An 11,715-nucleotide genomic window follows, 5' to 3' on the forward strand; every position below is an offset into this window, starting at 1 on the left:
TTTGTAGACAGAATTCCATTTTCCGAAGTGGCCTGGCAGATCTCTCCAGGGCACACCGGTCCGCATTCTGAACAGAATGCCTTCGACTGTTTTGCGCAAACCTGCCTTGTTATACAGACTGAATTGAAGCAATATTTCTCTTAGCTTGGACCACAGTTTCTCTGTGAGCATGTATCTGGGCATTGCGGGCTCGTATGATTGTTGTTTCGGAACTTCATTATACGAGCTTGCTCTTACCTTTCAAAGGCTTACGAGCAATTGTCAACAGACCTTAAGCAGCCGATTGAATTTTGCCTGCAGTCCCTGAAAGCTCATTGTGCGCTCCTTTTGCCTAAAACGCCGTCACCTCAGCCACCGACGCCGCCACACGGTAATCTACTTTCCCCAACGCCTTGAAGTGCGCCTCGCCACAAAGAATTTTCAGATTCTCTTCCAACCGACGCTTATCACTGTCATGGGTAGTTTTGGTTTCGCGGATCAGGTACACCTTTTTGTCCCCATCCAGCACCACCGCCCAGTCCGGGTTGTAGTCCCCGACGGGGGTGGGGATGGTGAACCAGCGAGGCAGTTTGCAGAAGAACTTGATGTTCTCCGCGCCGTCCAGGGCCTGAGCAGTCATTCGCTCAATTTGGGAGTCGTATTCGATGTAGTCGTAGGGAGTCTGTACATTATCACCCTGATTCCCGTATTGAACTGCATAGGAGCGATCCAGATAGGCCTCCAGTTCCGGCTCTTCGAACAATTCCATTTTGTAGTTCTCACCAGCGAGTTTTTCGTAGCGAATACCAGCGACGAGCAACGCGTCCAGCGCTTTATGGATCTGTTGACTGGCTTCCGTTATGAACCCTTGGGGATTGGTTTTAAACTCCGCCAGCCGACCGCATCGTTTGATGATATCCAGCAGTGTGCCCCGGGTGAGTTGAGTCCGGTCCTGCAACGCGCCGATTAAATCCGGCAACGCCTCGTGGGAGCTGACATAGCGTTCTTTCGTGGTCGAAATCTGTCGGTCATTGCCAAACCCCGCATCGGTCAGCCTGGCCTGGGTGTGGTCGATGGTCAGGGTCACTGGTTTAATGATCGGCATCGATTGTAGCTTGTAGCTGGCCAAGTCAATCAGTTCTTGTGTGTTGAACTCGATGGAGTAGCGCGTTTTCTGGCTAATACGCTCCCACAGCGCCTTGAAGTCTGGATTCAGCTCTACCCGCTTGTTATAAGCCACGGCGGTCCGCTTGCGGGCATCCTGTACCCGGCCAGCGAACATAAAGCCACGCAGCTTGTCGATAATCTCGTTTTCCAGTGGTTCGTATGCTGCAGGCACCTGAAGCTGAAAGTAGAGGTCGTCAGGCTGGAACCTGGCGGTAAGATCACCTTGACTATCCAGGTAACCTTCCGCCTTGAGGGCCTGCCAAAGGTGCCTGGATTTCTCCTGCCCCAAGGACTCGGTATCACTGACCGCCAGTGGCGCGAAAGCGATGGCAGGTACACGGCCAAATTTGAAACCGCCGCCAATGTCCTTTTCCATCTCTGTTTGCAGGTGTTTGGCGTACTCCTCAAAGGATTCACTGGCCACCACGGTCAGGCGGTTGACCTGCGGGTCATGCACCCGATCACCACTGGCATCGACCGCCAAGCGCAGCCCTCGCCCCAGCGTTTGCCGGCGCTCTTTCTCGCTGCCGAAGTCCCTCAGGCTGCAAATCTGGAACACGTTGGGGTTATCCCAGCCCTCTTTCAGGGCGGAGTGGCTGAAAATGAACCTGAGCGGCTCGGCATCGTCTAGCAGCTGCTCTTTATCCTTCATAATCAACTCATACACTTCCGCATCAGTCGCGGTGGTGCCAGACGTGTCCTTTAATTCCACGATTTTGCCGCGCTTTTTTACCGCCGCGAAATAGCCGTTGTGAACCTGTTTCACATCCCGCTTGGGCAGGTCACTGAACAGCGGATTTCGCGCTGCCTCCTGATAGGCTTCCTCGAACCAGCGGGCCAGTTTGCCGTTTTGTTGATTGCCGTGTTCGTCGTAGTAACGATAATTAGCTACCTTGTCGATAAAGAACAGCGAGAGCACCTTCACCGGCAGGTCTTGCTTCTGGAGGTTGCGCTCCTTTTTGAAATGCTCTTCTACGGTCTGGCGAATCTGCTCTTTGAGCACATCGTCGTGGATGCCGTCTTTTTCCTGCTCGGGCTCCAGGATCTCGTTGTTCGAGAAACGCACATATTCGACACCCGCCTCGGCGTATATTTCATCCACCACATAGCGCGCATAGCCCGGACGGTTGGTGTGATCGGACAGATCCGTGCCTTGTTTGAGCTTAACGGTTTTCTCTTTGGTGCCATTTGGCGTGTCCTCAAAGATCACCACCGAGGCGGACGGCGTCTTGGCTTTGCCGTTGTAGCCGATCTTGCTCAGCTTGAGGTAGGTCTGGTTGACGTTGCTCTGGGACTGGATGGACGCCACCGAGATCTGTTTCACCAGTTTCAGGTCATAGGCCTTTACCGGACCCAACTGATACACCACGTTATAGGGATTTTTGTGGGTGGCGGAATAGCGCAGTGCAAACAGGGGCTTGAGGTGGTTTATGGCGCGCTTTGCCTTGGCAGTCGTATCCACTGACTGAGGCTCGTCGATGATCAGTACCGGGCGCACGTCCTGGATGAACTCGATGGGCTTCACCCCAGACATTCGGTCCTGCTCCCGGTGAATAACCGACAGCTTTTTGATTTGCTCTGATGTCAGTGCCTGGTAATCGTCAATATCCCCGGCATCTTTTTGGAACGCCTGGATATTGATCACCATAATCTGCACGGTATTCCCGGTGGCGAAGTCACGCACTTTCGAGAGGTTCTTGGCGCTGTACACATAATGATCAAATGGCACGTTGTTATACAGGCTACGAAAGTGCTCCTTCATCATCGCAAGGGAAGACAACACGCCTTCACGAATTGCCACAGACGGCACCACGATAATGAACTTGCGCAGGCCCAGGCGCTTGTGCATCTCAAAAATACTGCGCAGGTAAACGTAGGTTTTGCCGGTGCCAGTCTCCATCTCCACCGAGAAATTCGGGAAGGGATAATCGTCTCCCTCTTCAAACAGGCGGGCGGACTTCTCGATAAAATTCTGTTCCTGAATCTTATGCAGATTGCCCAGCAATGTGTCCGGATCGACGGCCAGCGTATTGGCAATGCCCAGTTGCCGGTAGCGTTCACCGGCGGTGGACAAACCATCAAACACGGCCAGGGTGGACTCAATGGCGCCCTGTTGGTGATCCAGGTTGGGGTTGAACTTCAGTTTCATCGCCAGCCCCTTTTAAACAGTTTTGAAATCGATTTGATCGATTTTTTCCTTGCCCTGGCTGAAAGCCTCGAAGGTTTTTACTGCGTTGGTCTTGAGCTGGTCGTTGCCGTGGAAGGCCTTGTCCAGGCAAATAAACTGACTGGGTGCCTTGACCAGAACGACATCGATCAGCGCCTGGTCGATGTCGTCCTCCAGGTGCATTAATAGCGTGCCCTCCGCTACGGAAAACACCGTATGCCCTGACAGTTCAATCCGCTCTACCTTCTCGGTGGGCATCACCCCGGCCTTGATCAGCAGTTCGTAGAGCAGATCTTCCTGGCTGGCATTGGGATCGATATGATCGACGTTGAGGTCCATTTGCTGGAGCAGTTCGTCGTCAGAGATGTCTTTGCTGGGGGCTTGCCAGAGTTTGAAGTTGCTTTGGTTGAGTTTTAGGACTTTGAAGCCCAAATCGTTACCAGTTAAACCGTTAAGATCTAACTGTTCCGTTACCTTTTCCCTGATTCTATTGCCAGCTCGACGAATCCTTTCTTTGGCAATATCAGCTATCGTAGCCATTCCAATCTTTTCTGCTTCACTACCCTCGTCACAAGGCTCAGGCAACTGAACCAATACAAATCTGGTGCGAGATGCAGTTATATTTTCTTCATAAACGGCTTCCGCCAACGAACCCGAACCAGCGAAAAAATCCAACACGATTCCGGGATTTGATGAAAGCTTTAATAGCGTTTGCAATAGCTGAACCGGCTTGGGAGTCTCAAACGCAGCTATGCCGCCAAAAAGTTCTTTTATCTTATTCTTTGCTGCTTCAGTCGTTCCAACATCTTCGGCAAAAAATATTGTTTCTGGTGTTAACCCCCTCTCCTTGGCCTCAAGGTACGTCTTTACTCTGGGCACTCCATTTCCATTTTTCCCAAACCAAATGCGGTTCTCTTCGATGGCCTGCGCCATTACTTTCTCGGTATAAAGCCAACATCTACCGCTCTCTAGCTTGTGCACCTTTCCATTTGGCCCGCCCAAATCATAAAACTGGCTTTTGGTACCATGACCAGCCTGAGCAGTAGCTGGATCAGATTTCCAAGAACCTCTTGGGTCGTTGTCTGGATTTTTGTAGCTTGCCAAAGCCTTATCGTTCATCGGGAGCTGAGATATAGGCTTGTCGCTTTCCCATGTATTGCGAGAGTAACAAACTATGTAATCGTGGCGTGTAGACACGATTTTTCTATTTTCTCGGTTCGTCCTTTTTTCCCATATAAACTGCGCAATAAAATTCTCCTCCCCAAAAATCTCATCACACATCCGCCGCAGGTTTTCCACCTCGTTGTCGTCGATGGAAATAAAGATCACGCCGTCTTCCCGCAACAGGTTGCGGGCCAGGTACAGGCGCGGGTACATCATGTTCAGCCACTTGGTGTGAAAACGGCCTTCGTTGGCGGTGTTGGTGGAGAAGGTGCGGCCTTCGTTGTCTTTCAGGCCCGCGTACTGCAAATAGGTATCCAGGCTTTCGCTGAAGTTGTCCGGGTAGATGAATTCCTTGCCGGTGTTGTAGGGCGGGTCGATGTAGATCATCTTGACCTTGCCGTAATAGCTCTTCTGCAGCAGCTTGAGCGCTTCCAGATTGTCGCCTTCGATGAACAGGTTTTCGGTGGTGTCGAAATCCACCGACTCCTCCCGGCAGGGCTTGAGGGTGGCCCGTGACGGTTCCTGGATCAGGCGCAGGCAATCCCGTTTACCGGGCCAGTCCATGCCGTAGCGTTCGCGACGGTTGTCGTAGATCTCACTGAAGTTACCCAGCTCCGCTTTCAAACGCTCATAATCGAGGGTTTCCACCAGTTCGCCGTTGTTATCGCGGGTTTCGGTGAACACGCCGGGGAACAGTTGTTTCAGTTCCTGCTTTCGTTGCTCAGCCAGGTATAGGGATTCGCCGTTCATCTGGGTGTCTGGAGTGCTCATGTACGTCGAGTGTCCTTGGTTTTTGCAATGGGAAGACATTGGGTGGAAGGATGTAAGCTTAGCGTCGGGATTCCTTGTTGGCCGCATAGATAGTTAACAGCAACTCACGGTCGTCGATGAGGCGATACTCGGGTTCCTTGCCGCTCAGCTCGGTACTACGGTGGACGATTTTGGGCACGCCTTCTCCCCGCCGTTCAATCAACGCCTGGCGGCCTGCCTCTTCCCGGGCCTGATAGTAGCGACTCAACAAGTTTACCAATGCTTCGTTGCGGGTGACGGTGTTCTCCATCAAACCATCGATGGTAAGGCTGTTGGAAAGCTCACCTGGCGAATAGAGTTCCAGACGGTCTGCAAATAGGTGCAAACGGATACGTCGACCGGTCATGGAGTAGTCGCGGTGCGCAACCGCATTGACTACGGCTTCGAAAATCGCCCCCAGATCGTATTGCGGAATATCGACCCGGCCGATTTGTTTTTTGGCTTCTATACGCATGTTCCGTTTAACGAAATCCACCGCACCGTTGATTTGTTGGTCTATGGGGCCGGTGTAATCCTGTGCGTCGAGCTGGTCTTCCGCGTCCCGCGCGGTGCCGCTATAAAACACGCATTGGACATAGGCATTGTTCAACCACTGGGTGGGATCAGGCGTAAGCAGCAGTACACCACAGACCGATAGGCCTTCGTTATAGTCGTCTTTAGCGGTTAAATGCAGCTTGTGAAGCTGCTCTTTCTCAGGCGTATTTGGTTTCAAAAAACGCTGTTTCAAAGATTTATCAATATCTTCCACTTGGGTCCCTGGCACCAGGGCTTCGTCGAATCGGATCAGCCGTGCCTGAGAACGCTGTTGAAATAAGCGTGCAAGGACTTCCGGTTTCATTTCCTGCTTGGTGGAGCCAACACGCTGATAGTAACGCCCCGCACTTTGGTGTACAGAGATGCTTCTTGAGATGTCGACGCAGATCACCGTTTTCAAATCACCGCGATGGTCCGGGAGCTGAACCAGGTGGGTGTCCAGCCTGACCGGCGGATTAATATTACTCTGGCTGATGTTGACCACCCACTCTTCGGTCTTGGCAACTTTCTCGTCCGCAATACCGACCACTTCTCGTGTTTTGTCGACCACACCCAACACAAGTCGTCCGCCCTGGCCATTGGCGAAGGCGGCAATTTCATGGGCCATTTTATCCCGGTTTGGATCTTTGGGCCGTTCACCCTCATAAGTGACGGCTTTGAATTCAATACTGGAGTCTTCGCCCAGGCGAATATGAAACAACAGGTCTTTGACGAGTTTTTCCTGATCCATCTTGATGTCTCGTTAAGGCTCAGTGAGTGAGAGTCCAGCGAATGGTGAATAGATTTCTCACCTCACAGGTCAATTCCAGCTTTTCGGCAACCTCATCCAGCAGGCGGTCTTCTTCTTGCTCAATGACTTTTCTGGATTCGTGGTATTCATGCAAAGCATCGTCTCGCTTGCGCTCCAGCTTTCTCAGCTCTTTTTTCGCCTGGATCTTTTCAGCCGTGGATGCCAGTTGTCGCGACGTTTTCTTTAGCTGATGAATGTCTTCAGCCAGCTCATCCACGGTTTCCATCAAGACTTTGCGCCGGTCGTTGGCCCAGCGCTCCAGCTTGTCGGACTCCTGCTCCAGATAGTTATCAAGTTCGGCTTCGGTCTGGAGGGTCTGTTCGTCAATCACCTGGGCTTGATAGTCGGCAAATTCATTTTCGTCGATGATCCGTTCCAACGACTTCGAATACGCCGGAACAAAGAGCAGGTGCTCGGCATTTCCCGGCGTGAGCAACTCGCCGGAGTCAGTTTTCGCCAAAACAACCAGCTGGTTTTTTACGTCCTTTCCTCGATTATAGGAAAAGCGAATCTCAAAGGCAGTCAAGGTTCCAGACTGGTCCAGATACACCTTTAGCGCAGCATACTGGCCTTCCATTTGATCATACTGAAAGACCAGATGCGCGGGCTCCAACCGATAGCTTTTTGCTTTGCGGACAAGCTCCCAGGCAAGATAATGCTCTGTCGCTTGCAGGCGAAAGAATTCCGAGTCGTTCTGTTCGACCAGAGGCCAGCTCAAGTCATACCGTTGGCCGTCCAGGGCAAAATGATTGGTATTGAAAATTGCTGCTGGCAGTTCTGCTCTCGCTAAATCCAGCAGGACCCGCTCATACTCCTGAAGAAAGTCGTTACTTTCGTCGCGCAGTGTTCTCAGCGTTGCCACAACATCACGGTCAAAATCGTTTAGCAGGGTTTGTCGGGCTTCAGCCTCTCTGACTTCCAGAATGTCCTTTAGACTCTCTTGTAATTGATCGAACTCTTGCTCAATCTCCGCGTCTGTTCGGCACTTCTGGTAAATGTCATAGATACGGCGCTCTATGTCGATGTTGCCTTCGATGGCCCCTAATATTTCGTCCGACGCCCCAAACACCCCTTCGAATAACTTAAGTTTCTCATTAAGCAGTTGAAACACGCGTTGGTCGGCCGGGTTTTTGCGGTTAACAAAGTTCACAACGACCACGTCATTTTTCTGGCCGTAGCGATGCACCCGGCCAATACGCTGCTCCACCTTCTGAGGGTTCCAGGGCAGGTCGTAATTAATCAGTACAGAGCAGAACTGCAGGTTGATACCTTCGCCGCCGGCTTCGGTGGAAACAAGAATATCTGCTTTGTCACTCTTGAAACAATCGACCAGTGCGGCCTTCATATCCGCCGGTTTTGAGCCACTAATCCGCGCCGATCCACGGTGTTCTTCCAACCATTCTTTGTAGATGGCTTTCGAGCGCGAGTCTGCGTTGGACCCGTTCAAGAGCACCGTTCGACCGCGATAATCGTTGTCTTCAAGCAAATCGTTTAAATACCGTTGCGTTCTGCATGACTCGGTGAACACAACGGCCTTTCGCTGACCTCCCAGGCTTTCAGTCATCGCCATGGCCTTTTCAAGCACCGTCAGAAGGGCGTTACCTTTTGCGTTTTCACTAATGTTTTGCGCTAAGGATTGAAACTCCGTTAACTGCTCAATCTCGTACTGAAGTCTATCTGTTTTTGTAGTTGCCTGGGTCTCATCATCTCCAAATTCAGCATCCAGCCAGTCATCTGCTTCTTCGATGTCCGAAAGCGCTTCTTCATTCAGCAACTGCTTGTCTTTCAGGCGCTCGACCATCCCTTTCAACGTATCGGCCACAGCAAAGGAGGATGAGGCCAGGATCTTGCGAAGGCCCATACTGACCAAGTGCTTTGCTTGATGGCTAATCGCCTGAATATTCGGGTCCTGCAAGTAATGGGAGAGTTTCTGATACAACTCCCACTCTTCGGGCAGAGGCGTAAAGTCCTGAGTAAGAGAGTAGCGGTTAGTAAAACTGATGCCCCCTTCTTGTTGCACCTGACGCCGCAAAGTACGGTGACACAGAGGTTCTATCCGCTGTTTAAGGTCCTCCAAAGCTTGTTTGTCATTCTGGCGGTTAACGTAAAGCTTTCGAAAGGATTTGGCATCACCAAAATAATGGGCGTCGATTACCTGGCTCAGACCATAGAGTTCCATTAGCTTATTTTGAATGGGCGTGGCCGACAGCAACACGCGGCTATCGGCATACTGAGTCGCTTCAACGATGGTCTTCGCCCGTTTATTGCCCGAATTCTGATAGATGTTGCGGAGTTTATGGGCTTCGTCAAAGACCACTAAGTGCCAATCGACGAGCTGCACCTTTTCTTTCTGGCGCGCAACATACTCATATGAGCAGATTACAATCTTGCATTCATGGGAGAACGGGTTGTGGGTGCCCTCTTTTTTGAGTGCAGCGGCAACCTTGCTGTCAATGATGATTGAAGGCAGCTCAAACTTGTCTTGTAGCTCCTGACTCCACTGCTTACGAAGTGACGCTGGGACGACCAAAAGTATATTCCGCTTGCCCTCCGCCCACTTCTGGGCCATCACTAAACTGGCTTCAATGGTTTTACCCAGACCAACTTCGTCAGCGAGTAAAACCCCTTTTTCCAGAGGGGATTTCAGGGCAAACCTGGCTGCCTCAATCTGATGGGGATTCATATCAACACGAGCAGATGCCATCGCCCGGGAGACCCGATTTTCAACTTTTCCGGTTTGGGTAAGCCAGTTCGCGAAGTAGGCACTTTGATGAGGTGTAAACATGATCAATCTCTACCCTCTGTTCGGGCTTGGTGACTGAGCCAATCATCGATAGCCTGCTTTCCAAAGCGCCATTGTTTGCCAAGTTTTTGCCCTGGTATACGTCCTTCCTGAGCCAGTTTATAAACGGTCGATTTGGAGATCTTCAAATAGTTCGCCAGCTCCTCCAGAGTCATAATCTGGTCCGTTTGATTGTTTTTCATTGTTTTTACCAGTATTTCACAGTTTTTGGAGTATAGCGCCTTCCGGTTAGCGGCCCAAGTCTAGAGGACTATTCGCTCGCATTCATTAAACAAGTTTTCAAACTAACGGTGGCAGGGCTGCCCCATGACCCGACCCTGTGCTACCGATCAAACTCGCACCGTTTGTTCCGAGCCTCCAGTGAGGAAAATCAAATCAAGGTTGGCGGTATAGGCGGGTCGATCAGATATCAAAAATCGTTGCAAGGATAAGACAGTCAGACGATACGCGCTGAGGCAGATGCCCTCGAAATGAGCGTTATTATCCCCAGAAGGAAAAACTCGATAAAAGGAAACAAGGGGCTCGATTGGCAGTTGTACAAGCTCAGACACCTGGTCGAGAATGCGTTTGCCAGACTCAAGCACTATCGTGCCGTTGCCACCCGATATGACAAGCTTGCTCGAAATTATGAGAGCATTGTGCTTTTGGCTTGCGCGTTTCTATGGCTACCGATGTGAATTGTCAACAGACCCTAGCGCATTGAATAGCGTCTGCACAATAACCGCAATGCGATCACGGTTTGTGACCTGCTCCAGCACCAGCACAAACTCATCGGCGCCCCAGCGGCACAACAGGCCATTTTTCGGGCAAGCTTCGGCCAGGCGCTGGGCGACCGCTCGCAGAAAGTTATCACCGGTGTGATGGCCCCGGGCATCGTTGAGCAGTTTGAATCGGTCAATGTCCAGAAACACAACGGCAACTCCCGGCACAGCCTGAGCTCTTTCCGCAATCACATGGCTGACTTTGTCCAGGCAGTACTGACGGTTGGGCAAGCCCGTAAGCGGGTCGTGGTTCTGAGCAAAAAACAGATTGTTTTCGGCCTCCTTGGCTTTGGATACGTCGGAAAAAACCGCCACATAGTTGCGGATACTGCCGTCGTCGTTACGGACTATGGAAATGCTGCCCAGCTGAGGGTAAACCTCGCCATTTTTGCGGCGGTTCCAGATTTCACCTTTCCAGCGGCCTTTTTCGCTCAGGGAGCGCCACAACTCATCATAAAAATGAGCCGTGTGAATCCATGATTGCAGAATCGAAGGGTTATGTCCTATCGCTTCCTGCGAGGTGTAACCGGTAATTTCACAGAACGAGCGGTTAACGGACTGGATCCGTCCATCGGCACCGGCAATAACCACGGCTTCAGACGTCTGGTTCAGAAACGTTTGGCTGGTAACCGGTTGCTGCTCATTGCGCTGTAAATCCGGCAACTTGATGGAAATTGTTCTGCCGATAAATTCGTACAGCTCCCGCTCCCGCAGGGTTACATTTTTCGGGCTGTTGTGATGACACGTCAGCATGCCCCAGAGCCTGCCATTCTGGGTCAGCGAAATGGTCAGAGCAGCTGCTACACCCATATTGCCGAGATATTCCAGGTGAACCAGTGGCAGCGAACGGTATGCCGAATAGGTCATATCCAGAGGCTGGTCGGTACCGATATCCGGGGCGCCATGCACAGGCACCGTGGCGCACGTTCTGTTAGCGGTCACCCAAGTCAGGTTCTGGCTATTAAGCGCCTTGGTCTGGGCCGGAATATCCGACGCCGGAAAACGGTTTCCCAGATAGCTGTTCATTTGCGCTGAACGGCTTTCTGCGATCACTTCGCCATCCCTGTTGTGATCGAACTGATACATCATCACCCGATCGTAACCGGTCACTTGGCGCACCGGTTCTGCCACTTTTTGGGTGTAACTGTGTAGGTCCTGCTCGCGGTTAAGCTGCCACAGCAGATCCCGTGTGGGTATAAAAACCTGGTCGAAAAGCGCGTTCTGATCCCGGGCCTCGGCCTGTAGTTCCAGTTCTACCAGCCAGTGGTGGTTGTCATAAGAGACCGCTGCGTTGCAGCTCAACCAGTTGTTGCCCCGGCGGATGCGCAGATTCAGCACCCCGGAAGAGCGCCAGTCACCCAGGCCTTTCAGGCTGAGTATCTGTTCGATGCCCCTCGCGACCTCGCTGAGTTCGAATACCGCTTCAATCGGCGCTACGATCTCAAAGCCATGCTTCCGCGGTTCCTGACAGTAGCAGCCCGGACACCGCCTATGCCCTATAGGCTGCTAAAGATGGCTGACTCTTATGCGTAATCAGGTA

General features: G+C 51.8%; 7 protein-coding genes and 2 pseudogenes. 2 read left to right on the forward strand and 7 right to left on the reverse strand.

Annotated elements, in window-relative coordinates:
- The 6 genes from A3OI_RS0116135 to A3OI_RS0116160 all read right to left on the reverse strand — a co-directional run.
- On the reverse strand, positions 1–183 hold a 183-nt coding region (locus A3OI_RS0116135; RefSeq protein WP_018405279.1), incomplete at its 3' end, for a transposase.
- Between the two features lie 148 nt (positions 184–331).
- A complete protein-coding gene (locus tag A3OI_RS0116140; RefSeq protein ID WP_018405280.1) occupies positions 332–3,295 on the reverse strand; it encodes a restriction endonuclease in 2,964 nt (987 codons plus the stop codon).
- Between the two features lie 12 nt (positions 3,296–3,307).
- On the reverse strand, positions 3,308–5,161 hold the full coding sequence (locus A3OI_RS0116145; protein ID WP_177313727.1) for a site-specific DNA-methyltransferase: 1,854 nt from the start codon (positions 5,159–5,161) through the stop codon (positions 3,308–3,310).
- A gap of 145 nt (positions 5,162–5,306) precedes the next feature.
- Positions 5,307–6,551, reverse strand: a complete 1,245-nt coding sequence (locus A3OI_RS0116150; RefSeq protein WP_018405282.1) for an RNA-binding domain-containing protein — start codon at positions 6,549–6,551, stop codon at positions 5,307–5,309.
- A gap of 19 nt (positions 6,552–6,570) precedes the next feature.
- Positions 6,571–9,396 (reverse strand): SNF2-related protein, encoded by a 2,826-nt coding sequence (locus A3OI_RS0116155; RefSeq protein ID WP_026224252.1) that lies wholly within the window; start codon positions 9,394–9,396, stop codon positions 6,571–6,573.
- 2 nt (positions 9,397–9,398) lie between these two features.
- On the reverse strand, positions 9,399–9,596 hold the full coding sequence (locus A3OI_RS0116160) for a helix-turn-helix domain-containing protein (RefSeq protein ID WP_018405284.1): 198 nt from the start codon (positions 9,594–9,596) through the stop codon (positions 9,399–9,401).
- A 297-nt stretch (positions 9,597–9,893) separates the two neighbouring features.
- Between A3OI_RS0116160 and A3OI_RS20565 the strand changes: the two are divergent.
- Positions 9,894–10,091, forward strand: a pseudogene (locus A3OI_RS20565) (transposase); the annotation flags it as partial.
- Here the strand turns inward: A3OI_RS20565 and A3OI_RS20570 are convergent.
- The gene (locus A3OI_RS20570; RefSeq protein ID WP_018405286.1) at positions 10,080–11,513 is read right to left on the reverse strand and encodes a sensor domain-containing diguanylate cyclase; all 1,434 of its coding nucleotides are present in this window, start codon (positions 11,511–11,513) and stop codon (positions 10,080–10,082) included. The pseudogene A3OI_RS20565 and the gene A3OI_RS20570 overlap by 12 nt on opposite strands.
- Before the next feature lie 51 nt (positions 11,514–11,564).
- On the opposite strand from A3OI_RS20570, the pseudogene A3OI_RS22870 reads away from it, so the two are divergent.
- Positions 11,565–11,708, forward strand: a pseudogene (locus A3OI_RS22870) (IS1595 family transposase); the annotation flags it as partial.
- Positions 11,709–11,715 lie beyond the last annotated feature (7 nt).

It is taken from the genome of Marinobacter gelidimuriae (genome assembly GCF_000372805.1).
In the GTDB taxonomy this organism is placed as follows: Bacteria; Pseudomonadota; Gammaproteobacteria; order Pseudomonadales; family Oleiphilaceae; genus Marinobacter; species Marinobacter gelidimuriae.

What these genes read in the sequence shown, in the direction of transcription:
- A3OI_RS0116140 (WP_018405280.1), bottom strand. Translation starts at nt 3,295, where the DNA reads ATGAAACTGAAGTTCAACCCCAACCTGGATCACCAACAGGGCGCCATT.
- A3OI_RS0116160 (WP_018405284.1), bottom strand. Translation starts at nt 9,596, where the DNA reads ATGAAAAACAATCAAACGGACCAGATTATGACTCTGGAGGAGCTGGCG.
- A3OI_RS0116150 (WP_018405282.1), bottom strand. Translation starts at nt 6,551, where the DNA reads ATGGATCAGGAAAAACTCGTCAAAGACCTGTTGTTTCATATTCGCCTG.
- A3OI_RS0116155 (WP_026224252.1), bottom strand. Translation starts at nt 9,396, where the DNA reads ATGTTTACACCTCATCAAAGTGCCTACTTCGCGAACTGGCTTACCCAA.